Origin of the sequence: Pseudomonas fulva NBRC 16637 = DSM 17717, from assembly GCF_000730565.1 — a bacterium.
Taxonomy (GTDB): Bacteria; Pseudomonadota; Gammaproteobacteria; order Pseudomonadales; family Pseudomonadaceae; genus Aquipseudomonas; species Aquipseudomonas fulva.
On record NZ_BBIQ01000001.1, the window covers coordinates 369,838 to 392,534 of the forward strand.

The 22,697-nt window shown below is 64.8% G+C and carries 24 protein-coding genes; 4 read left to right on the forward strand and 20 right to left on the reverse strand.

The window, feature by feature from the left end; translation table 11 throughout:
* The first annotated feature begins 79 nt into the window (after positions 1-79).
* The 3 genes from PFU01S_RS01715 (at position 80) to PFU01S_RS01725 (ending at position 3,219) form a co-directional block, all read left to right on the forward strand.
* Positions 80-1,498 (forward strand): FAD-dependent oxidoreductase, encoded by a 1,419-nt coding sequence (locus tag PFU01S_RS01715; RefSeq protein ID WP_028686680.1) that lies wholly within the window; start codon positions 80-82, stop codon positions 1,496-1,498.
* A gap of 175 nt (positions 1,499-1,673) precedes the next feature.
* Positions 1,674-2,738, forward strand: coding sequence for a uroporphyrinogen decarboxylase (gene hemE / locus PFU01S_RS01720; protein ID WP_027913515.1), 1,065 nt, complete (start codon positions 1,674-1,676; stop codon positions 2,736-2,738).
* A 130-nt stretch (positions 2,739-2,868) separates the two neighbouring features.
* On the forward strand, positions 2,869-3,219 hold the full coding sequence (locus tag PFU01S_RS01725) for a YgiW/YdeI family stress tolerance OB fold protein (RefSeq protein WP_023532560.1): 351 nt from the start codon (positions 2,869-2,871) through the stop codon (positions 3,217-3,219).
* Between the two features lie 73 nt (positions 3,220-3,292).
* On the opposite strand, the gene PFU01S_RS01730 is transcribed toward PFU01S_RS01725, so the two are convergent.
* On the reverse strand, positions 3,293-4,495 hold the full coding sequence (locus tag PFU01S_RS01730; RefSeq protein WP_372237577.1) for an MFS transporter: 1,203 nt from the start codon (positions 4,493-4,495) through the stop codon (positions 3,293-3,295).
* Positions 4,496-4,651: 156 nt separating this feature from the next.
* On the opposite strand from PFU01S_RS01730, the gene PFU01S_RS01735 reads away from it, so the two are divergent.
* Positions 4,652-5,545, forward strand: coding sequence for a LysR family transcriptional regulator (locus PFU01S_RS01735; RefSeq protein ID WP_027913517.1), 894 nt, complete (start codon positions 4,652-4,654; stop codon positions 5,543-5,545).
* Between the two features lie 27 nt (positions 5,546-5,572).
* On the opposite strand, the gene PFU01S_RS01740 is transcribed toward PFU01S_RS01735, so the two are convergent.
* From PFU01S_RS01740 to PFU01S_RS01830, 19 genes are read right to left on the reverse strand one after another with little or no spacing between them, the layout of a single operon-like run.
* The gene (locus tag PFU01S_RS01740; protein WP_027913518.1) at positions 5,573-6,019 is read right to left on the reverse strand and encodes a hypothetical protein; all 447 of its coding nucleotides are present in this window, start codon (positions 6,017-6,019) and stop codon (positions 5,573-5,575) included.
* A 15-nt stretch (positions 6,020-6,034) separates the two neighbouring features.
* Positions 6,035-6,466: a hypothetical protein gene (locus PFU01S_RS01745; RefSeq protein ID WP_027913519.1), complete on the reverse strand. Its 432-nt coding sequence runs from the start codon at positions 6,464-6,466 to the stop codon at positions 6,035-6,037.
* 21 nt (positions 6,467-6,487) lie between these two features.
* The gene (locus PFU01S_RS01750; RefSeq protein WP_027913520.1) at positions 6,488-7,714 is read right to left on the reverse strand and encodes a beta-ketoacyl-ACP synthase; all 1,227 of its coding nucleotides are present in this window, start codon (positions 7,712-7,714) and stop codon (positions 6,488-6,490) included.
* Positions 7,714-8,442, reverse strand: coding sequence for a 3-oxoacyl-ACP reductase FabG (fabG, locus tag PFU01S_RS01755; protein ID WP_027913521.1), 729 nt, complete (start codon positions 8,440-8,442; stop codon positions 7,714-7,716). The genes PFU01S_RS01750 and fabG overlap by 1 nt, the downstream gene beginning before the upstream one ends.
* Positions 8,439-8,906, reverse strand: a complete 468-nt coding sequence (locus PFU01S_RS01760; protein WP_027913522.1) for a hotdog family protein — start codon at positions 8,904-8,906, stop codon at positions 8,439-8,441. The genes fabG and PFU01S_RS01760 overlap by 4 nt, the downstream gene beginning before the upstream one ends.
* Positions 8,903-10,096 (reverse strand): beta-ketoacyl-[acyl-carrier-protein] synthase family protein, encoded by a 1,194-nt coding sequence (locus PFU01S_RS01765; protein ID WP_027913523.1) that lies wholly within the window; start codon positions 10,094-10,096, stop codon positions 8,903-8,905. Before PFU01S_RS01765 ends, PFU01S_RS01760 begins: the two co-directional genes overlap by 4 nt.
* A complete protein-coding gene (locus tag PFU01S_RS01770) occupies positions 10,093-10,578 on the reverse strand; it encodes a hypothetical protein (RefSeq protein ID WP_028686678.1) in 486 nt (161 codons plus the stop codon). Before PFU01S_RS01770 ends, PFU01S_RS01765 begins: the two co-directional genes overlap by 4 nt.
* Positions 10,575-11,306: a class I SAM-dependent methyltransferase gene (locus PFU01S_RS01775; protein WP_028686677.1), complete on the reverse strand. Its 732-nt coding sequence runs from the start codon at positions 11,304-11,306 to the stop codon at positions 10,575-10,577. Before PFU01S_RS01775 ends, PFU01S_RS01770 begins: the two co-directional genes overlap by 4 nt.
* Complete coding sequence (locus PFU01S_RS01780) at positions 11,303-12,550, reverse strand: NAD(P)/FAD-dependent oxidoreductase (RefSeq protein WP_028686676.1); 1,248 nt, start codon at positions 12,548-12,550, stop codon at positions 11,303-11,305. The genes PFU01S_RS01775 and PFU01S_RS01780 overlap by 4 nt, the downstream gene beginning before the upstream one ends.
* Positions 12,537-13,694, reverse strand: coding sequence for a cation:proton antiporter (locus tag PFU01S_RS01785; protein ID WP_028686675.1), 1,158 nt, complete (start codon positions 13,692-13,694; stop codon positions 12,537-12,539). The genes PFU01S_RS01780 and PFU01S_RS01785 overlap by 14 nt, the downstream gene beginning before the upstream one ends.
* Positions 13,691-16,012: an MMPL family transporter gene (locus PFU01S_RS01790; RefSeq protein ID WP_028686674.1), complete on the reverse strand. Its 2,322-nt coding sequence runs from the start codon at positions 16,010-16,012 to the stop codon at positions 13,691-13,693. Before PFU01S_RS01790 ends, PFU01S_RS01785 begins: the two co-directional genes overlap by 4 nt.
* Positions 16,002-16,616, reverse strand: a complete 615-nt coding sequence (locus PFU01S_RS01795) for an outer membrane lipoprotein carrier protein LolA (RefSeq protein WP_033694883.1) — start codon at positions 16,614-16,616, stop codon at positions 16,002-16,004. Before PFU01S_RS01795 ends, PFU01S_RS01790 begins: the two co-directional genes overlap by 11 nt.
* A complete protein-coding gene (locus PFU01S_RS01800) occupies positions 16,613-17,038 on the reverse strand; it encodes an acyl-CoA thioesterase (protein ID WP_027913530.1) in 426 nt (141 codons plus the stop codon). The genes PFU01S_RS01795 and PFU01S_RS01800 overlap by 4 nt, the downstream gene beginning before the upstream one ends.
* A complete protein-coding gene (locus PFU01S_RS01805; protein ID WP_371259655.1) occupies positions 17,031-18,575 on the reverse strand; it encodes an HAL/PAL/TAL family ammonia-lyase in 1,545 nt (514 codons plus the stop codon). The genes PFU01S_RS01800 and PFU01S_RS01805 overlap by 8 nt, the downstream gene beginning before the upstream one ends.
* Complete coding sequence (locus PFU01S_RS01810) at positions 18,556-19,494, reverse strand: lysophospholipid acyltransferase family protein (protein WP_028686673.1); 939 nt, start codon at positions 19,492-19,494, stop codon at positions 18,556-18,558. Before PFU01S_RS01810 ends, PFU01S_RS01805 begins: the two co-directional genes overlap by 20 nt.
* Positions 19,491-20,225: a glycosyltransferase family 2 protein gene (locus tag PFU01S_RS01815; RefSeq protein WP_028686672.1), complete on the reverse strand. Its 735-nt coding sequence runs from the start codon at positions 20,223-20,225 to the stop codon at positions 19,491-19,493. The genes PFU01S_RS01810 and PFU01S_RS01815 overlap by 4 nt, the downstream gene beginning before the upstream one ends.
* Entirely contained in the window at positions 20,218-21,897 is a 1,680-nt protein-coding gene (locus PFU01S_RS01820) for an ApeI family dehydratase (protein ID WP_027913534.1), read from the reverse strand. The genes PFU01S_RS01815 and PFU01S_RS01820 overlap by 8 nt, the downstream gene beginning before the upstream one ends.
* Complete coding sequence (locus PFU01S_RS01825) at positions 21,894-22,439, reverse strand: COG4648 family protein (RefSeq protein WP_028686671.1); 546 nt, start codon at positions 22,437-22,439, stop codon at positions 21,894-21,896. Before PFU01S_RS01825 ends, PFU01S_RS01820 begins: the two co-directional genes overlap by 4 nt.
* Positions 22,436-22,690 (reverse strand): acyl carrier protein, encoded by a 255-nt coding sequence (locus PFU01S_RS01830; protein ID WP_027913536.1) that lies wholly within the window; start codon positions 22,688-22,690, stop codon positions 22,436-22,438. The genes PFU01S_RS01825 and PFU01S_RS01830 overlap by 4 nt, the downstream gene beginning before the upstream one ends.
* Between the last annotated feature and the right edge of the window lie 7 nt (positions 22,691-22,697).

Consider the following 22,697-nt stretch of genomic DNA (forward strand, 5'->3'; position numbering starts at 1 on the left):
CCAGGGTTTGCCCGGCTCAAGTGATCGTCTTGCGGCTTGCAGCGTGTAGCGTGCGGCTGCTGTTAAGAGGTTTTGAAAAATGGCTGAACGTCTGAACAACGACTTCCAGTTCATCGAAGTGGGCCGCAAGGACCCGAAGAAAAAATTGCTGCGCCAGCGCAAGAAAGAGTTCGTGGAAATCTACGAACCCTTCAAGCCGCAGCAGTCCGTTGAACAGGCGCACCGTTGCCTGGGCTGCGGTAACCCGTATTGCGAGTGGAAGTGCCCTGTGCACAACTTCATCCCCAACTGGTTGAAGCTGGTGTCCGAGGGCAACATCCTGGCGGCCGCCGAGCTGTCGCACCAGACCAACACCTTGCCCGAAGTCTGTGGGCGCGTATGCCCACAGGACCGTCTGTGTGAAGGCGCCTGCACCCTGAACGACGGTTTCGGCGCCGTGACCATCGGCTCGGTGGAGAAGTACATCACCGACACGGCCTTCGCCATGGGCTGGCGCCCGGACATGTCCAGGGTCAAGCCTACCGGCAAGCGCGTGGCCATCATCGGTGCCGGCCCGGCTGGTCTGGGCTGCGCAGACGTGCTGGTGCGCGCTGGCGTGACGCCCGTGGTGTTCGACAAGAATCCTGAAATCGGCGGCTTGCTGACCTTCGGTATCCCTGAGTTCAAGCTCGAAAAGAGCGTGCTCAGCAATCGCCGCGAAGTCTTCACCGGCATGGGTATCGAGTTCCGCCTCAACACTGACGTGGGCACGGACGTGACCATGGAACAGTTGCTGGCCGAGTACGACGCGGTCTTCATGGGTATGGGTACCTATACCTACATGAAAGGCGGCTTCCCTGGCGAAGACCTGCCAGGGGTGCACGATGCCCTCGATTTCCTGATCGCCAACGTCAACCGCAACCTGGGCTTCGAGAAGTCGCCTGAAGATTTCGTCGACATGAAGGGCAAGAAAGTCGTGGTCCTGGGCGGTGGCGACACGGCCATGGACTGCAACCGTACCTCGATTCGCCAGGGTGCCCAGACGGTGACCTGTGCCTACCGCCGCGACGAAGCCAACATGCCGGGTTCGCGCAAGGAAGTGAAGAACGCCAAGGAAGAAGGGGTGAAGTTCCTCTACAACCGCCAGCCCATCGCCATCGTTGGCGAGGACAAGGTGGAGGGCGTGAAGGTGGTCGAGACCCGTCTGGGCGAGCCTGATGCGCGCGGGCGCCGCAGCCCGGAGCCAATCCCGGGTTCTGAAGAGATCCTGCCGGCCGATGCGGTGGTGATCGCGTTCGGCTTCCGCCCCAGCCCCGCCTCCTGGTTCGAGCAGCACGATATCCAGCTCGACAGCCAGGGCCGTGTCGTGGCGCCGGAGAAGAGCAGGTTCAAGCATCAGACCAGCAACCCAAAAGTGTTCGCCGGTGGCGACATGGTGCGCGGGTCGGACCTGGTCGTGACCGCGATTTTCGAAGGGCGTACCGCTGCAGAAGGCATTCTGGACTACCTGGAAGTCTAAGCGCCCTGGCAGGTAAGGTGGGGTCGCTGGGCGGCCTCATTTGCCTGGGGCAGACGCCCGGGCTTGCCCAGGAATGCTTGACCTGAAGCACGCAAAAAACAAAACGCATGGCCCCGACCGTGCCTTTTGTGTCGGTGTCTGAGAAAATGCCCCCACTATTTTTCCGGATGCCGACATGACTGCCCTGAAGAACGACCGTTTCCTGCGTGCTCTGCTCAAGCAACCCGTTGACGTCACCCCGGTATGGATGATGCGCCAGGCCGGCCGCTATCTTCCGGAGTACCGCGCCAGCCGCGCCAAGGCCGGCGACTTCATGAGCCTGTGCAAGAACCCGCAGTTCGCCTGCGAAGTGACCCTGCAGCCGCTGGACCGTTACCCGCTGGATGCGGCGATCCTGTTCTCGGACATCCTCACCATCCCGGACGCCATGGGCCTGGGCCTGTATTTCGAAACCGGTGAAGGTCCGCGTTTTCGGAAGGTGGTCAGCACCCCGGCCGACATCGAGGCGCTGCCTGTTCCCGACGCGCAGAAAGACCTGGGCTATGTGATGGACGCGGTCAGTACCATCCGCCGCGAACTCAATGGCCGCGTGCCTCTGATCGGCTTCTCCGGCAGCCCCTGGACCCTGGCCACCTACATGGTCGAAGGCGGCTCCTCCAAGGATTTCCGCAAGACCAAGGCCATGGCCTACGACAACCCACAGGCACTGCACCTGTTGCTGGACAAACTGGCGCAGTCGGTAACCACGTACCTCAATGGGCAGATCCTGGCCGGAGCCCAGGCCGTGCAGATCTTCGATACCTGGGGCGGCAACCTGTCGTCGGCGGCCTATCAGGAATTCTCCCTGGCCTATATGCGCAGAATCGTCAGCGGCCTGATTCGCGAACATGACGGGCGCAAAGTCCCCGTCATCCTGTTCACCAAGAACGGTGGCCTGTGGCTGGAAAGCATTGCCGATGCCGGGGCCGATGCCCTGGGGCTGGACTGGACCTGCGACATCGGCGATGCCCGTCGCCGGGTAGGTGACAAGGTCGCCTTGCAGGGCAATATGGACCCGACCGTCCTGTATGCCCGGCCGCAGGCCATTCGTGCGGAAGTGGCGCGCATCCTGGCCAGCTACGGCCATGGCAGCGGCCATGTGTTCAACCTGGGCCACGGCATCACGCCGGAGGTCGACCCTGAAAACGCGGGCGCCTTCATCAATGCCGTGCACGAGCTGTCGGCGCAGTATCACCAGTGAACCGGTTGTGACAGCGCATTACGCTGCATGGCCCGACTGGGGCTGAATGCAGCAAGGCTGTCGCATTAAGTTTCAATTCAGCGGTGCTCGCTAGGCTGGTCCTACTCCAACACAGGTAGGACCCGCCCCCATGAAAGCACGCTATCTTGCCCTGATCCTTGCCCCCCTGTTCAGCACCGCTGCATTGGCTTCAGGTGGCTACACCGGCCCTGGCGCGCAGTCGATTTCCACCGTGGCCGCTGCCAGCGAGGCCGCAGACGATACCCCGGTGGTCTTGCAGGGCTACGTAACCCGCAAGCTCGACAACGATGACAAATACGAATTCAAGGACAGCACCGGCACCATCACGGTCGAGATCGATGACGAGGACCTGCCAGCCACGCCATTCAATGACAAGACCAAGGTCAAGCTCACTGGTGAAGTCGAGAAACACTTGATGAGCCGCGAGGTGGACGTGGACCGTGTCGAGATCATCAACTGATCCAGCACTCCTGTCGCAGGCAGGCCGGTTCTTGGCGAGTCCGCCGCGCCGTGAACCGGCCTGCCCCCAGCCTTCAGGCGGCCTTTGGCGCCAAGGTGCTCAGGCGCAACGCCACCATCAGGGCCACCGCCAGCAAGCTCCCAATGAACAGGCCAATACCATTCCAGCCCCAATGATGCCAGAACACCCCGCCCGCCGTGCCCGCCACGCTTGAACCGGCGTAATAGCAGAACAGATACAGCGAAGAGGCCTGGCCCTTGGCTTTCAGCGCCCGGCGCCCGATCCAGCTGCTGGCCACCGAGTGAGCCCCGAAGAAGCCGAAGGTGAAGACGAGCATGCCCAGGATGATCAGTGACAGCGGCTGGGTCAGGGTCATGAGCAAGCCGCCGCCCATGACCACGATGCTGGCCCAGAACACCTTGCGCCGCCCCAGCCTGTCAGCCAGTGCGCCCACCTGGGCCGAACTGTAGATGCCGGACAGGTAGACGACCGACAGCAAACCCACCAGGGCTTGGTTCATGTGATAAGGCTCGGCCAGCAAGCGGTAGCCGATGTAGTTGAACAGAGTGACGAAGGCGCCCATGAGCAGGAAGGCTTCGAGGAACAGCCAGGGCAAGCCGGCGTCCTTGAAGTGCATGAGGAACCCGTTGACCAGCGTGCGTGGGTTCAGGGTCTGGGGCTGGAAGTTGCGCGACTCGGGCAATGCCTTCCAGAACACGATCGCCGCCAGCAACGCCAGGCTTCCCAAGGTGAGCAGTGCCGCGTGCCAGCTGACGAAATCGATCAGCACGCCAGTGATCAGGCGTCCGCACATGCCGCCGATGGCATTGCCGCCGATGTACAGGCCCATGGCCAGGCCGATGTGCTGTGGGTGGATTTCTTCACTGAGGTAGGTCATGGCCACCGCCGCCAGCCCGCTCAACGACAACCCGACCAGTGCCCGGGTTGCCAGGACCAGCTCCCAGGTCGGCATCACCGCGCTGGCTATCGTGGACAAGGCCGCGCAGCCCAGCGCCGCCACCATTACCGGCTTGCGGCCGATGCGGTCGGAAATCGGGCCTGTGACCAGCAGACCGAGCGCCAGCATGCCGGTCGAAACCGAAAGCACCAGGCTGCTCTGTGCAGCGTTGATGCCGAACTCCTTCGACAGCAAGGGCATCATCGGTTGGACGCAGTAAAGCAGGGCAAAGGTAGCGAAGCCGCCGCTGAACAGCGCCAGCACCGTTCTCATGAAGGCCGGCGTGCCTTTTTCGATCCAGGCGTCGTTCGAGGTCATGGGCTCGGGTTCGGGTTTGGTCGCTACAAGGGCTACAGCGGTTTTCACAGGCAAGTACCTCAGAGGCAGTGAAAAAATCATATAGCTGGCTAATAATTAGGTCCAATATATTGTTCGACCTAATTAAGACGTTTCACGACCTATGAGGGGTGGGTGATGGAGCTGCGCCATTTACGCTATTTCGTCGCGGTTGCCGAAGAATTGCACTTCGGCCGGGCGGCTCAGCACCTGGGCATTTCGCAGCCGCCGCTTAGCCAGCAGATTCTGGCGCTCGAGCAAGAACTCGGGGCGCGGCTGTTCGAGCGGACCAACCGCCGTGTCGAGCTCAGCGAGGCCGGGCGACTGTTTCTGGAAGAGGCTCGCCAGGTGTTGGCGCAGGTCGAAAAGGCCGCCGATGTCGCCCGGCGCGCACAGTTGGGGGAACTGGGTGAGATGAAGATCGGCTTCACCTCCTCGGCACCGTTCACCTCCAAAATTCCCAAGGCGATTCATGCATTCCGGCAGCGCTTTCCTGCCGTGCACCTGAACCTCATGGAAATGAGCAGCCGCGAAGTGGCGCAGGGCGTATTCGACGAGTCCATCGAAGTGGGGCTAATGCGGCCCATGCCGCTGGCAGACGGCCTGGTGGCGACCGAGCTGTTTCGTGAGCCCTTGGTGGCAGTGATCAACGCCTCTCATGCGCTGGCCAACGGCGCCGAACAGGGTGTGCACCTGGCAGCGTTGGCCCACGAGCCCTTCGTGTTCTTTCCGCGTAGCTACGGCAGTGGTTTGTACGCGCAGTTACTGGAGCTGGCGCGCCAGGCGGGTTTCAGTCCCCACTTTGCGCAGGAGGCAGGGGAGGCCATGACCATCATCGGCCTGGTGTCGGCGGGGCTTGGGGTGTCGGTGCTGCCGGCGTCCTATCAGCGCATGCGCATTGAGGGCGTGGTGTACCGCACCTTGCTGGACGAGCAGGCCACCTCGGCGGTCTGGCTGGTACAGCGCCAGTCCCGCAGGTCAGCGATGGCTCAGGCGTTTGCCGAGCTGCTCACCGGGCAGGTTCAGGGGTGAAACCTGACCGGTGAGCAGAGCGGATCATCAGTTGACGCGGGCCAGGTCACCCTTGAGTGCAACACCGGCAATCACTGCACCGGCGTGGCATTCGTAAGTGGAAGCGTCCTTGCGTTCGTTGCGCTTGTAGTAGCTGGCGATGTTCGTCACCGCATTGGCGTTGGCCTTGCGGGCAGCGTCCTGCAAGGTCAGCAACGCGGACTGCAGGGCCCACTCGCAGGCAGCCTCGTCACTCTTGTTGAAGGCGTTGGTTTTCTTGTTGGTGACCGAGTTAGGGCTGATCACGGTGACCTTGCCGCGCGGCTTTACGCCGGCCAGGTAGAATTTGACCGAGCCATCGAGCTTCTTCTCGGCAAGCATCTGCTGCACCACCTTTTCGAACGGCAGGTACAACGCCGTGTCGCGGGCCTGGCTCAGGCCGGGCAGGGCAGCCAGCAGCAGGGCGGTAGCGGCGGTCAGGGTTTTCAAGCGCATCGGGTTCTTCCTTGGTCAGTGGTTGGATGAGGCGTTGCTGCGTTGCAGAAGCTGATCGGCGGACAGTGCGTTGAGCTGGCGCACGATGCTGCGGTCCAGGTTGTAGACCCAGCGGTTGTAGTTACGGTGGATCTTGCCGCCGTCATACCCCAGTTCGCGGCTGTCGCGATAATCGATGCGGAACTGGCTGGCGCTGTAGTGGATGTCCACGGCGGCGTAGAAGGTATTGCGCACGGTGATGTCAGCCTGAATGACCGAAGCGCCGACCGACCGGGCCGTCCAGCCACGCTCGACGATGGCCTTGAGGATCGCCTGCTGGACCTGCTGCTGGGTGTAAGGGGTGGCAGCAGCCAATTGTTCCGAGGGGTTGAGCACCGGTTTGGAGGTACAGCCGGCAATGCCGGCCAGTACCAGCCCTAGTGCAGCGGCGCGTAGCAGTGAGGACATTCCTTGCGCTCCTATCGAGGGTCAGGGCCAGCGGCGGAAGATCAGCGATGTGTTGACCCCGCCAAAGGCAAAATTGTTGTTCATCACAAACCCGTGGTTCATATGGCGAAACTCACCCCGCAGGTAATCCAGTTCGCCGCAGCGAGGGTCTACCGCGTCCAGGTTCAGCGTGTGCACATAGCGGTCGCTGTTCATCATCTCGATGCTGAACCAGGACTCCAGTGCACCGCACGCCCCCAGCGTATGGCCCAGGAAGCTCTTCTGCGAACTGATGGGCATGCGTGGGCCGAACAGGCCGCTGGTGGCCAGGGTTTCGGCGATGTCGCCTTGCTCGGTGGCGGTGCCATGGCCGTTCACATAGCCAATCGCCTCCGGGGCCAGGCCTGCGTCTTCGAGCGCCAGCTCCATGGCCCTGCGCATGGTCGACTGTTCAGGCCGGGTCGTGTGCTGACCGTCGGCATTGCTGCCGAAACCGATGATCTCGGCATGAATCTTCGCGCCCCGCGCCTGTGCATGCTCAAGCGCTTCGAGCACCAGCATGCCGGCACCTTCGCCGATCACCAGGCCATCCCTGCCGCAGTCGTAGGGGCGCGGGCTGAGGTGCGGTGTGTCGTTCTTGAGGCTGGTGGCATAGAGCGCATCGAAGACCATGGCCTCGGTCGGGCACAGCTCTTCGGCACCGCCGGCCAGCATCATCGGCAAGCGGCCGTACTTGATGGCTTCGTAGGCATAACCGATGCCTTGGCTGCCGCTGGTGCAGGCACTGGACGTGGGGATCAGGCGCCCGGTCAGGCCGAAGAAAATGCTGATGTTGGCGGCGGTCGTGTGCGGCATCATGCGCACATAGGAGTTGGCATTGAGCCCGTCGGCCACCGAGTTGAGCAGCATGTTGCCGAACGCCTTGATCTCGTCGGTGCTGCCGGTGGACGAGCCGCAGGCCACGCCCATGCGGCCGTCGCGAATGCTCGGGTCGCCGAGCAGGCCTGCATCGGCAAGGGCCTGTTCGGCGGCGCCAACGGCCAGGCGGGACACCCGGCCCATGCTGCGAAGCTGCTTGCGCGTCCAGTGCGCCGGGACCTTGAAATCATCGATGGGCCCTGCCAGGCGCGTGTTCATTTCCTCGAAGCGGTCCCACTCGTCCATGCGGCGGATACCACTGCGTTGGCTGGCGAAATGACCGGCAATGGTTGCCCAGTCGTTGCCCAGCGAGGTGATGCCGGCCATGCCGGTGACGACCACGCGACGCATCAGCACAGCCCCCCGTTGACCGCCAGCACCTGGCGGGTAATGTAGCTGGCCTCCGGCGACATGAGGAAGTTGACGGCGCCCGCTACCTCTTCAGCGGTGCCCATGCGCCCGGCAGGGATCATCTTCATCAGTTCGTCTACCGGCACATGTTCGTCGAGCATGGCGGTGTCGATCAGCCCGGGCGCTACGCAGTTGACGGTGATGCGCCGCTTGCCCAATTCGATTGCCAGGGCCTTGGCCGCCCCGATCAGGCCCGCCTTCGACGCGCTGTAGTTGACCTGCCCGCGGTTGCCGATGAGCCCCGAAACCGAGGTGATGCAGACGATGCGACCCGGCGCACGGCGGCGGATCATGGGCATCGTCAGCGGCTGCAGCACATTGTAGAAACCGTCCAGGTTGGTCCGCAGCACCTGGTCCCAATCCTCGTCGGTCAGCGCCGGGAAAGCGCCGTCGCGGGTCAGGCCGGCATTGCACACCACGCCGTAATAGGCGCCGTGGGCCTCCACGTCGGCTTCGAGCGCTGTGCGGCAGGCGGCACGTTCGCCGATGTCGAACTGCAATACCCGCGCCTGCTGCCCCAACGCGCGCACTTGATCGGCCACCGCGTCGGCGTCGGCCCGGCCGCTGCGGCAATGCAGCACCAGGTCGTAGCCCGAGCGGGCCAAGCGCAGGGCGATGGCGCGGCCGATTCCACGGCTCGAACCGGTCACCAGAATGGTATCAGTCATGACAGGGGCTCCTCAGGGCCCGCTTCGGCCAGGTAGCTGGCCGCTTGCGGCGGGCGGTACACATTCAGGCGGGCGGTGGCGTGGATGCCGGGGCCGCGCAGGTGACATTCGAAAACGCCCATGCCGTTCTCGTCTTCGAGCGAACGCTGGGCGTGCACATGCAATTGGGCGCCGGCCGGAAAAGACTCGACATCGCACGAGTACTTGCGGGCACCGAGCAGGAAACCCAGCTCGACGGCTTGCCCATTGCGCCGTGCCCGACAGCCGGCATAGGCGGCCACGCTCTGGGCCATCAATTCGATGCCGAACCAGGCCGGCAGGCTGCCATCGGCGCGATTGAACAGTGCGCCGGGCCGTACGGTGGTGCGGGTGCTGATCTGCTCCTCGTCACAATGCTCGATGTGATCGATCAGGATCATGTCGCCAGCATGGGGCAGCAGCTCGGCCAGGGGCCAGGTGATCATGCGGTGTCTCCAAGAATCAGGCTGACGTTGTTGCCGCCGAAGGCGAACGAGTTGCTCATCAGTCGGCGTGGGCCATGGGTTGCCAGGCGCTGGCTGCCGTCGACCAGGGTCAGTTCAGGCAGGGCAGGGTCGGGCTGACCGTCCCACACGTGCGGCGGCAGCAAACCCAACGGGTTGTGCCTGCTCAGGCTCAGCCAGCAGAACGCTGCCTCGAGCGCACCGGCAGCGCCCAGGGTGTGGCCCGTCATCGGCTTGCTGGATGAGCAGGGCAGGCCGGCGCCGAACAGGGTATCGACGGCCAGGCTTTCCATGGCGTCATTATGGGGCGTGGCGGTGCCGTGCAGGTTCAGGTAATGGATGTGCGCGGGCTCAAGCCCCGCATTGTCCAGCGCTTTGCCCATGCACTGCAAGGCACCGGCGCCAGTTGGGTCGGGCGCGGAGATGTGGTGCGCGTCGGAACTGGCGCCCGCGCCGAGCAAGGCGATGCGCTCGCCTTGCGCTTCGGGTGTGCGGGTCATCAAGAACAAGGCGGCGGCCTCGCCGATATTGATGCCGTCGCGGTTGGCCGAGAGCGGATTGCAGCGGTGCTCGCTGATCGCTTCCAGAGCGCTGAACCCATTGAGCGTGAGGTGACAGAGGCTATCCACGCCGCCGCACAGCACTGCATCGCACACGCCCAGGTCCAGCAGGCGCCGAGCGCTCAGCAGTGCTCGGCCGCTGGAGGTACACGCGGTTGAAATCACATAGGCCGGGCCGCCGAGTTGCAGCCAGTCGGCGAGAAAGTCGGCCGGCGCGCTCAACACTTGCTGGTCATAGTGATAATCGGCCGGGAAGTGGCCGCCCGCCAGGAAGTGGCCAATGGCGGCACTGCCTTCGGCGATGCCCGAAGTGCTGGTGCCCAGGACCACCCCAACACGGTGGGCGCCGTATTGTGCGATCGCCTGGCGCAGGGCGGGCTCTATCTGCAACGCGGCGGCGTACAGCAGCTGGTTGTTGCGACTGTGCTGCTCCGGCAAGGGGACGGCTGGCAGTGGCTGCATCACGGCTCCCACCGGAGGCTGGCGCTCGGGGATCCAGCCTGCGGCCGGCCGCATTCCTGAGCAGTCGCCGGCGAACAGGCGTGCGGCGACCTCGGCCTGGCCATGGCCAAGGGCGCAGATCAGGCCCAGGGCATTGAGGTAGGCGGTCATGGTGTGTGCTCACGGGGCAGGGGGGCGACTACATAGCGCAGGCCTTGGTCCAAGTGCAAGTCGAAGGCGTGGGCCGTGCGGTAGGTCACTCGCCAGCGCTTGCCCAGCCAACGCTGCCCCTGCTCCTGCCGGGCCTGGGGATACGACCGGGCCAACTGGTCCTGTGGCGTGAGGGCGAACAGCACGGCGGCGAACAACTCGCGGGCCGCCGGGTCGGGTGGCAGCAAGCCGTCGGCCTGCCACTGCTGGCCGTCCAGCACTTGTCGCGCCTGGGGAATACCCAGCAGGTCGAGCAGCGACCAGCGCAGGCGGCCACCCTCGTCCTGGATCACCAGCAGCCAGTCCTGGCGCTGACCGGCCTGGGTACGCTCCACATGCAGTTGCTGCGGCAGGGCAAGCGCCGGGGGGGATGCGGGCAGCGGGGCCCTGGCGGCGCAGGCACCGAGCATCAGGCAAAGGACTAGCGCCATCCAGGTTTTCATGCGTGCTCCAAGGGCTTGCGAGCCACGACATTGACCAGCGTTTCATCGCGTTCGCCAACGGGAGGTGGCTTGCGCAGGCCCAGACGCTCCAGCAGGCCGAAGTCCTTGGCCCTGCTCCACCACAGGTAGGGATAGGACACGTTGTCGGACCCGAACGCGAACCCCTGCATGCGCAGCATGTGCAGATAACCTTCGGCACTTTTCTGCACGTGCATGGGGTGACGGAAGAACCAGCGAATCACCCAGGTATCGATATAGGCTTGGGTGGATTCTGCGAACAGCAGGTAGCCGCCCGGTCTGAGTACGCGGTAGAACTCGGCCAGGGCCTTTTCCTGTTCGACCAGGTGATGAAAGGTCTGATGGCAGAACAGCACATCGATGCTGGCATCGGGGTAGGGCAGGCTGGCGCAGTCACCGCCAGACAATTCCACCTCGATGCCCAGCCGCTTGGCCTCGGCTGCGCTGAGGTCGAGGCTGTGCGGATCGGCGTCGGTGCCCAGCAGCCTGGAGGGGGCGAATACCCGTTGCAGGTGTTTGAACGACTTGCCCTGCCCGCAGCCGGCATCGAGCAGAACCGGCGCCTGGGGAAGGGCGCCTGCGAAGAGTCGGGCGAGGTCATCGATCGCCACCCGCAGCACGTGATGCTGCCAGGTGTGGCTGCTCAGGAAGCGAAACCCGATGCGGGTTTCTTCCACGTAAGTCTCGCTCAGGAACGGGCGCTGGGTCATGGGGTGTCCCTTGCGCACAGTTCAGCCAGGGTACGCAGCCGGCGCCGAGGCTCGGCGACGAACGGGTTACGTGTATCCCAGGCATACCCGGCCAGTATGGAGCTGATCATGGCGCGAATCTCCGGTGAGCTGCCGGGGTGATAGATCACATCCTGGAAGCTGCCGTCGTACCAGCCCTCCACGTAGACACGGAAGGTGTCGACGCCACGCTGCAGCGGCTCGGCAAATGCGCTCTGCCAGTCCACTGCCTCCCCTTGCAGTTGGCGATGCAGCAGGCCTGCAGCCATGCTGGCAGAGCGCATGGCGATGGTGACCCCGGAGGAGAACACCGGGTCGAGGAACTCTGCGGCATTGCCCAGCAGCGCATAACCCGGCCCATGCAGGGCTTTCACGTTGGCCGAGTAGCCGCCGATGGTGCGAGCCGGGGTGTCCCAGACTGCATTGGCCAGCACCTTGGCCAGGGCGGGCGCTTGCGCCACGAAGTGCTTCAGGCACGCATCGAGGTCGTCAGGGGCAGTGGCAAAGCGCTCAGCGGCAGCCACTACCCCCAACGAGGTGCGGCCATCACTGAAGGGGATGGTCCAGAACCAGATGTCACGGTGCTCGGGGTGGGTGGTGATGAGGATCTTGTCGCGGTCGAAGCCGGGGTGGTCGATGCGGTCTTCGATGTGCGTGAAGACCGCCTTGCGCACTGGGAAGGCGGACGGGGCTTCAAGGTCCAGCAGACGCGGCAGCACGCGGCCATAGCCACTGGCATCCAGGACGAACTGTGCCTGGAGCACGTACTCGCTGGCATCAGGCCGGCGCACACGCACCTGTGGCTGTAGCCCGCCCATGTCGGCGCTGACCACCTCATGCTCGTAGCGGATCTCCACGCCCTGCGCTTGGGCCTGGTCGGCCAGTATCTGGTCGAAGCGAGCACGCTGCACCTGGAAGGTGCTGGTCTTGCCTGGCGTGAAGGTCTGCCCGAAGTCGAAGGCGGTGTATTCGTCGCCCCATGCGAAGGCAGCACCATTCTTGTATTGGAAACCTGCCGCCTGCACGGCATCCAGCATGCCCGCCTCTTCGACGAAGTCCAGGCAGTGCGCCAGCAGGCTTTCGCCGATGGAAAAGCGCGGGAAGCGCTGACGCTCGATCACCAGCACGTCGTGCCCGCTGCGCTTGAGCAAGGCCGCCGCGATGGCACCGGAAGGCCCGGCGCCGATGACCAGGACCTGGCGTTGTTGGGTTTCAAGGGTTGGCATGCGGGCTCCTTGCCATGGGTTCTGTGTTGAGCGGAAGGCGATGAAGGCCGGCCAGCGCCGGCATCAGAGTGGCGACCAGGCTCATCAGCATGAGCGCGAAGTACACCGCTGGGGTAATCAACTGCTGGGACAGCAGCAGGTTGAGAAAAACGATTTCACTGAGGCCGCGAATGTTCAGCAGCAGGCTTTCGCGCCATTTGCCGGCAGCGCCGGGCGACGCAGCAGCCCAGCACAGGCCCAGCCAGTTGCCCAGCAACTTGCTGGCGATCGGAAGCACCAGCAAGGCGACCAGCTGCCACGCGTCCAACTGCCCCAGGGCCTGGTGGGCATCGATCTGCACCACGCCGTAGGTCAGGATCATGGGGACCGCCAGGCCCTGTTGCACGCGGCGGTTGTACCCCTCTGGCAGTGGCAATGCCGCCGCGACCTTGAGCCAGGCCAGGCACGCCAGATAGCCAACCCCCAGGATCAGTGCGTTGAGCTTGTAGTGTTCGGCAATGAACAGCAGCACCAGGAACAACGCGCCATACAGCGAAGGCGCGCGCAGACCCAGCGCGTGCAACGGCCATGGCAGCAGCGCCGCCAACAGCGGCACGGCCAGTGTGCCGGGATCGAGGCTGCCTTGGCCCACACCTAGCAATAGCCAGCACGCCAGGTCGATCAAGATGGCAGCCTGCAACAACCGCCGGCTGGCCGCCGGGGGATAGTCGATTGCCTGGAGATAGAGGTAGAGCACCGGTATGGCGGTGATTGCGAACAGCAGGCCCAGTGCCAGTGCACCGACCCCGCTCAGGCCTATCACCCAGATCGCGCAGGCGATACCGCAGAGGAACGGCAGCAGGAAGCTGGGCACGGCAAGTTTCACCGCCTGTCGGTCCGGGCGCAGCGCCAGCACGTCGATCAGGATATGACCGAGCAACAAGGCGAAACTGCCGCCGTAGAGGGCTTTTACCCATGCTGGTGCAATTAACGCAGTGCCCTCCAATTGCCAGTGCGGCGTTACCCACAGACCCATCAAGGCAGGGAGTACCAGTGTTGCCAGCAACAGATGGCTGACGATCGGGATCAGCCCGAGGCGCTTGCCCAGCCTGCTGGCCAGGGTGAAGAGCGCCAGCGCCAGCGCCCAGAAGACGGCGATCATCATGAGCGGTCGTGCGCTCCCTCGCGAGGCGCTGCCCAAGGCGCCAGCAGGAAGCTGAACACCAGGCCCAGGCTTACCGCCATGCCAAAGTTGCTGACTGCCGGCGTACTGGACAGGGCCAGCAGGCCGAACGACAGCCATGTGGTCAACGCAGCCAGCAAGGTTCCGAGCAGGCTCACCGCGGCGCCGCCGATGCGCTCATGCATGAGGATGGCGTAGTCGACGCTGATGGCCGTCACCAGCAGCAATCCGAACAGGCTGAACAGTGTCAACGGCTCGCCCAGCCAGCCGAGGCTCGCCAGGCTGCACAGAGCAGCCAACAGCGGCAGGGCAACGATGCGCAAAGAACCCCGCAACCCGAAAGGCACTGCCAGCAGCATCAGAATCAACGCACACGAAAGCAGTTTGAGTTCCGCTGCGCTGACCTGGGTGGCGGCGAACAACTGGTTCAGCTCGCCAAGACGATCAACCAGCTGTACACCGGGCAGGCCCTGCGCCTGCAACTGCAACAGGGCGGCGTCAGACAAACCTTGCAGGCTGACGATGGCAGCCACGCCGTCACCTGTGCTGCCCAGCCACAAGGGCCGCCATGCCTCGCCCAACGGGCCTGCCAGCACGTCGTCGATACGCTGCAGTGGCAGTGCGCGCAGTTGCGCGACTTCAGCGGCCAAGGCCGCCTGGGGAACGCCGAGCGCCACCAGCGGCTGCCAATGCGCCGTTAGCGTGGCCAGGGCCTCGCGCACCTGTGCTTGCTCGGCAGGGGTTGCGACCAGCTGTCCGAGGCTCAGGTAGCCCTTGAGTTTGCCCAGCGCGACCAACTCATCGAGCTTGGCCCCAAGCTGTTGGGTGCGTTCGAGCAATTGCTGCTGGTCGGCAGCCCGCACCAGGTAGAACTGGCTGGTGGGCTGGTAACCGGTGATGCGTGCCACTGCCTGGGCTTGCTGCAACAGTTGCGGCGGCGTGCCCACCCATTGGCGGATGTCGTTGTGGGTCTGTAGGTGCCAGAGGCCGCTGGCGCAGAACAACAGCAGCAGGGCCAACAGCGCTGCGCTCGGCACTTTGCGCAGCAATGCCTCACGCCAGCGGGTGAGCGCCTGCGCGATACGCATTGGCCAATCGGCAGGTTGCAGCTGCGCCTTGCTCAGCAGGGCCGGGACCAGGCACACCGCACTGAGGTAGGCGCCCAACAGGCCAGCGGCGGAGAAAACGGCAATCTGGGTCAGCGCCGGGAACGGGGTGAAGGCCAATGCCAGGTAGCCGATGCAACTGGTGGCCAGGCTCAGGCTCATGCCTGGCAGGGTCAGGCGCACGGCCGTCCAGCTTTGCCAGGGCTTGAGGCTCCAGCTCTTGGTCAGGTAGTGCAGTGGGTAGTCGATCGCGACGCCGATCAGGCTGGAGCCCAGCACCAGGGTCATGACGTGCATCTGGCCGAACACCGCCACGCACACCACTGAACCGAACAGCATGCCGACCAGCACGGGTAGGAACGCCAGCAGCGCACGCACGCTGCGCAGGGCCAGCAATAGCAACAGCAAGATGCCCAGCGTTGCCCCGCCGCCTACCCAGGTGATCTCCCGGCTGGCTTGCTGCTGGCCGGCGGCCGCGTGCAGCAGGCCGCTGGCGGCCAGCAACTGCGCATCGACAGCGCTTGCCTGCACACGCGCCTGGGCCAGCAAGTCCGCGACCTGCAGGGGCAGGTGCATGTCGAAGGCATTGCCCAGGGTGCGCGCGCGCACCAGCACCCAGTAATCCCCTTCGGCCTGGGCAATCAAGGCACCGCTGGCGGTGTCCAGTTCCACGTTCGCGGGCTTGGGCTGGGCATTCTGGATACGCCCGGTCAGGCCTAGCCAGTCATCCTGGCCTGGCACGAGGCTGAACCCTGCGAAGGGATCGACCAGGCTCTGGACGCGCTGCGCCACGAAGGCGTCCGGCTCCTGCTGCAATTGTTGCCGGTCAGATGACGGCAGCATGGCCAGGCGACCTTTGAGCAACTGATCACGCACTGCCTGCAGGTCGGTGTCCAGGCTCCACTGCACCTTTTCGAACAGGCCAGTGGCCTGCCACTGTTCCGCCAACCGTTGTGCCAGCGCCACTGCCTGTTGACGCTGAGCGTGGCCGACCAGAAGCAGCAACTCGCGGTTCAGCGGTTCCTGCATCCGCTGCTCGGCCTGTTGCACCAGCGGATCCTGGGTCGCTCCGGGTACCAGCGCCATCAAGTCGGCGGACAAGGGCGCGCCGCGGTGCCACTGCCAGCCGGCCACGGCCAGCATGATCAGCAGCAGGCAGACGAACAGGCGCGGCAACTGGCGTTCAGTCGGCAAAGTCACTGCGCTCCATGTCGCTCAGCTCGGCAGCGCCGGTGCTTTCAGGCAGGCGCAACACGGTGCTGTCGCCTTGGGTCTCGCTCAGCTCGATGCGCTGCACAAAACGCCCGCCGCTGATATCGATGCGGCTGAAGATTTGCTTGAGCAGCAACGAGCGTGGGGTCAGACGCAGTTGCCACTGGGTTGAATCGCCGCTCAAGGCCAGTTCGAAATCACGCTGCAGCCCAGTGCTGTCACCTTGCAGCACGGCAAAGAACAGCTGGTTTTGCTGCGCACCGGCGCTGCGGCTCGGCAGCACTTGCCAGCCGCTCGGGTCGCGCCGGGCAATGCCATGGGCGTCGATCCGGTAGTCCTGACGCAGTGGCGTATGCAGCATCCAGAGCAGGCCATGATCACGGGCAAGCACGAACTCACCTTCGCTCAGCAAGGGCTGGGGCAGGGCACGCAGGTGTTTTTCCTGAATGAAGGGGCCCTTGACCACCGCAGGTGCGCTGAGCTGGTGTTGCAGGGCGTCCAGGTCAAAGGCTGCGCTCAAGGGGCTGACGATCAGCACCGCCAACGTTGCCAGCACGCAGGCCAGCCGTCTTAGCGCAGCACTCATGACAACACCTGCTGCACGGCGTCGAGCATGACCTGCGGCGAGGCCAGCTGCATTTCGCCGCTGTCGATGTGCACGGCCACCTGAACCGTACTGGCACGGGTCATGCGCTCACCGGTCACGGCGTCGCTGATCAGGTAATGCAGCTTCAGGCGGTTTTCCCATTCCACCAGGCTGGCCCGCACCACCAGGCGCTGACCGAACGTGGCGCCGCGCATGTAGCGCAGCTGCAGGTCGATCACCGGCCATGCATAGCCGCTGGCCTGCATCTGCACATAGTTGTGCGCCAGGCGGTCGAGCAGGGCGCACCGCGCCACTTCCAGGTACTTCACATAATGGCCATGCCAGACCACATGCATGCTGTCGACATCGAAAAACGGCACGATGACTTCGGTGTCGACGTGGAAAACGCCAGGGTTACGCATGCAGCCTCCAGTGACGTTGGCCGATGCGCACCAGGCAGTGGCGCAGCTCGCCTTCCAGCGCCCGGTCTTCGATGACCGGCGCGAACTCCTGCAACAACGCCTCGTGCATCTGCGCCAGCGCAGGGGGCAGCGCGTGTGCCTGGGGCTGCTGGCTGCGCAGCCAGACGCCCTGGTTGGCGGCCAGCAACGCAGCGGCGGCGACTTGCTCGGTCAGCTCCAGGACCCGCAGGGCATCGCGGGCGGCAATGGTGCCCATGCTCACCTTGTCCTGGTTGTGGCATTCGGTGGAGCGCGAAAACACGCTGGCGGGCATGGTCTGCTTGAGCGCTTCGGCAGTCCAGGCGCTGGCCCCGATCTGCACAGCCTTGAAACCGTGGTTGATCATGGCGCGCTCGGCCGGTGCGCCCGACAGGTTGCTCGGCAGGCCGTGGTTGTAACGCACATCCACCGCCAGCGCGAGTTGTCGGTCGAGCAGGTCGGCCACGTTGGCGACGAGGGTTTTCAGGCTGTCCATGGCAAAGGCGATGTGCCCGCCGTAGAAATGACCACCGTGCAGCACGCGCTCGGCATCACCGTCGATGATCGGGTTGTCGTTGGCACTGTTGAGCTCGGTCTCGATGAAACCACGCAACCAGCCCAGGCTGTCGGCCAGCACCCCCAGGACGTGCGGCGCGCAGCGCAGCGAATAGCGGTCCTGCAGGCGGTGCAAGGGCGGCAGGGGTGCGTCGATCGCCAAGTCCTGGCGCAGCCAGGCGGCGACCTGCGCCTGGCCAGGGTGTGGCTTGGCGGCGAACAGGCGTTCGTCGAAATGCTCGGGGTTGCCTTGCAGGGCAACCACGTTCAGTGCGGTGATGCGGGTTGCCAAGTGCAGAAGATAATCGGCGCGGGCAAACGCCAGGCACGCAAGGCCGGTCATCACTGCCGTGCCGTTCATCAGGGCCAGGGCTTCCTTGGGCCTGAGCACCAGGGGCTGCCAGCCCAGTTCGCGGTGCACGTCGGCGCTGAGGCGGCGCTGGCCCTGGAACATCACCTCGCGCTCGCCCGAGAGCGTCGCGGCCACGTAGGACAGCGGGGTGAGGTCGCCACTGGCGCCTACCGAACCCTCTTCGGGGATCAGCGGCAGGACGTCGTGGGCAATGAAGTCGCGCAGGCGCTCGAGCAGTTCCAGGCGAACACCGGATACCCCGTGGCTGAGCGAACGCAGGCGTGCAGCCAGCACTGCGCGTGTGGCCGAGGCGTCCAGCAGCTTGCCGAGGCCGCAACCGTGGAAGGTGTAGAGGTGGCGTGGCAGCGCCTCGACGTGTTCCAGCGGCACGGCCACGACACAGGAGTCGCCGTAGCCGGTGGTCACGCCGTAGATCACCCCTTCCTTGTCGAGCAGGGTGTCGAGAAAGCGCGCCCCGCGGGCAATGCGCTCGCGGTAGGCGGCATCGCCCTGCAGGTGTGCCGTGGCGCGGCCTTCGGCCAGCGCCACGACGTCTTCGATAGCCAGCGGCGATTCGCCGAACGTGACAGGTTCATGCGCTTGCATCGTCATCGGTCTTCCAGAAAGGGTAGAAATTGAACCACTGCAGGGGCGCGCGCGTGCAGTAGTGGCCCAGGCGATCGGCGTAGCGGGCGGCCCACTGGGCGATGACTTCATCGCGCTGGCCGCGTCGCCATTGCAGGCGTTCGGCAAAGGGCTCGAGGGTGACGTGGTAGCGGCCGTCGTGCTTGAGGCAGAACAGCAGGTTGAGCGGGCATTCGAGCATGCCCGCCAGCAACCAGGGGCCCTGCGGGAAGGCGGCGCGGTGGCCTAGGAAGTCCACCTCGACGGTACGCCCGCCATGCAGCGGCACGCGATCACCCGCGATGGCCAGCCATTCACCGCGCTCCAGGCGCTCGGACAGTTGCAGCATCACCGCAGGGTCCAGCTCGCTGACCTGGATGAGCCGCAGGTTGGTGGCGCCCGCCTCGCCCAGCAAGCGGTTGAAGCGCTCGGCATGGCGGGTGTGCACCAGCACGTTCATGGTCACCTGCTCGCCGATTTCGGCCAGGGCCCGGCAGACTTCCAGGTTGCCCAGGTGGGCGCCCACCAGCATCTGCCCGCGTGCGCCGCGCAGTTGCTGACGCAGGCCGGCAGGGTCGTGGATTTCGATATCCTCGATGCGCAGCTTGCCGTTCCACACGTCAAGCTTGTCCAGCAGGGCCTCGGCAAAGGCCATGAACTGACGAAAGACCTGCCATGAGCCAGGGGCAGGCGTCTGCCCGGCGTTCCACTGGCGCAAGCGTTGCTGGTACTGCCACGCGCTGCGGCGGGCACGGCGGCCGAACAGGAAGAAGTAGGCGACGATCACGTGGATCAATGGGCTGAGCACGCGGCGGCCTAGCAACCGTACCAGGGCGGCGGTCAGCTTCATCAGCCAGAAGCTGCCCCGCTCCTGGTGGTCGGCCCAGTGCTGCGACGGTTCGCTCATGACCGCCACCGACGCCAGAGGATCGCCGGTGCGCGCACCAGCATGCCGAAGAACAGCTTGGCGTGCATCTTGGAAATCAGTGCGTTGTCGTGGACCAGGCGAAAATGCGACAGGCCATCCTGTGGATAATGTACCGGCGTCGGCAGCCAGCGCATTGGTTGGTTGCGCCAGGCCAGGCGCACGAGAATTTCCGGGTCGAAGTCCATGCGCTTGCCAAGTCGCACGGTGTCGATCAGGGCCAGCGTGGCTGGCAGCGGATAGACCCGAAACCCGCACATGGAGTCGGGAATCTGCAGCGACAGGCTGTTGATCCACACCCAGACGTGGGTTAGGTAGCGCGCGTACAGCCGCCCTTTGGGCACACTGGCATCGTACTGTGGATAACCGCACACCAGTGCCTGGGGGGCATGACGCGAATGTTCCAGAAACGTCTGCACATCGCCCAGGTCGTGCTGGCCATCGGCATCGACCTGCAACGCATGACTGAAGCCCAGTCGCGCTGCCTCGCGCAGGCCGGCCATGACTGCACCGCCCTTGCCCTGGTTGACGGGCAGGGTGACCAGAAACACGTTCGTCTGTTCGGCCAGCCGGGCGAGCACCTGCGCGCAGCCTGCGTCGCTGGCATCGTCGACCAGCACGCAGGGCAGGCCCGCGCGCAGCAAGTCGTCCACGACCGCCGGAACGGCCTGTTCATGGTTGTAGACCGGGATCACCGCGCAGGGCTTATGCACAGGCGTTCTCCAACAGAACCCGGCCGCTCGAGCACGGTTGACCGGCACAGGTGAAGGCGAAGTAAAGCTTACCGCGGGCCTTGTCCAGGCGAAGGCTCAGCGCCAGCTCATCGCCGGGCCGCACCAACTGCTGGAACTTGAGCACCTCCATGCCTGCAAAGCGCAGCGGCGACTCGGTCAGCTCAGCGGCCAGCGCGACGGCCCAGTCGATCTGGACCACACCGGGCAACACGGGCGTGCGGGGAAAATGCCCCGGGAAACAGGCAAGGTCCAGGGGCACGCCGAGCTTGAGCTGGAGTTCGTCACCCTCGCGGTGCTGCTCCAGCACATGCGGCGCCATGCTGCGAGGCGCCAGCAGCAATGCCTGCAGCGCAGCCTGGGTCAGCTTGCCCTGGCTGTTGAGCGGCAAATGCTGCACCAAGCGCCAGCGGCGGGGGAGTGCCAGCGCCTCACAGTGGCCTGCCAGGTGGCTGCGCAGGGCCTCGACCAAGGCCCGCCGCCCCTGGTTGCGCAGGGCGTGCAAGCCTGCGGGGGTCGGCACCAGCAGGGCGCCGAGGCTGGCCCGGCCGTTTTCGATCATGCCAAGGCGTGCTTCAGACACCCATGGATGCGTGCACAAGGCCTGTTCGAGCATGGGCAGCGAAATGCGCTTTTCTTCGAGTTTGACGATCCGATCCAGTCGCCCCAGCAAGCGAAAGCGCCCATCTGATGAGAATTCGACAGCGTCGGCGCTGTGTTCCACATGCCCCGCAGGGAGGTAGGGCGAGGCGATGCACAGCGCGCCCTGTTCATTCTGGCTGACCTGTACCCCGGCAAACGGCTGCCACAAGGGCTGCCCCTGGCGCCAGGCGATCCCGCCGGTCTCCGAGCTGCCGAGGATCTCTGCCGGCCATTGGCCGAGACGCTGGTGCAGGCGCTCGGCCGCATCGGCGGGCAACTCACCGCCCGACGAGAACACCTTGCGCACCGGTTGCAGGGCTGGCCAGTCGAGGTTTTCCCCCATGCGCTTGAGCAGCGCCGGGCTGGCGACCCAGGCAAAGGCCGGGTGGGCGCGGCTGGCCCGTTGCAGGTCTTCGGGGAACGGCAATTGACGGCGCTCGAAACCACGCCCGGCGCACAAGGGCCACAGCACGCGGAACAAAAGGCCGTAGATGTGCTGGGTGGCGACGCTGCCGATGATCCAGGCAGGGCCCAGGGCCTTGCCCCACAAGTGCTCCAGCGCGTTCACCTCGCTGGCCAGTTGCGTGAGCTGCTTGTCGATGCGCTTGGGCTCGCCGCTGGACCCGGAGGTACACAGGCTGATGCGGCACCGGGCCAAGTCCAGAACGGCAGGTGGCAAGGGCGCGTCGAACAGGTCGTCGGGCAGCGTATCCTCAGCCTGATCCGTGAGCCACAGGTCTACGTGGGCATTCCAGCGCTCGCGTGTGGCCGGTTGCAGGTCGGCCGGCAGCAAGACCTCAACCTCGGCCCGCCATGCACCGAGCAGGGCAGCGGCCAGTTGCGCGGCGTCCTCCAGGTGCACCGCCAATCGGCGAACACCCCGCGCACGCAGGCCACCGGCCAGGCGCAGTGCCTGCTGGCTCAGTTCGGCATGGTCCAGGACAGGGGCTTGGGTCACCTGGCGCGGCGCATCCAGCGGCAGCAGCAGGTGTTGGAGGTTGATCCAGTTCATGAGCGTCCTCGCACACGTTGTCTAATCAGCCATTCGAGGGCGAACAGCACGCCCATCGCGGCATAGGCGATGACGCCGTTGTAGAGCGTCCACCAGGCCAACGGCGCCCACAGCGTAAGCGCGGCCGCGATCAGGCCGTTGAGCAAAAAGAACAGGCACCAGGCCTGGGTGACCTGCCGGGTATAACGCACCGCGCGCGGTGGCAGCGCTGGGTCGCTCAAGCGTGCCAGGCGTTCGGCCACCGGCATGCCGTGCAGCAGGCTGCTACCGAACAGCCCCAGCATGAAGGTACTGATGAGCACCGGATACCAACGCAGCAGTGCCTGGCTGTCCGACAGCCCCAGCAGCCCACAGAACAGCAGGGCGGCAATTGCCATCCACAGGCTGCCGGGCCGACGAGGGGCGCTGAGCGCACGTGCCAGCCAAAGGCCGCCGAGCAGCAGGCCAAATTGCCAGGGGGCGTAGTGCGCCATGCCGAAATGCACGGCGAACGGATACAGCAGCCCGGCAATCAGCAGGCCGGCGCCGATCAGTCGCTTCATGCCTCCGGGTTCACCAGGCGGAACACGGCCTCGACCACGTCGTTGACGGTACGCACCGACTTGAACTCGTCAGCGGCTATCTTCTTGCCTGTCTGGCGCTTGATGTGATCGATCAGGTCGACGGCGTCGATGCTGTCGATTTCCAGATCCTGGTAAAGGTTGGCGTCCAGGCTGATACGCTCAGGCTCGAGCTCGAACAATTCGACCAAGGCGTCGCGCAGGATGTTGAAGATGTCTTCACGGGTTTGCATGATGCGA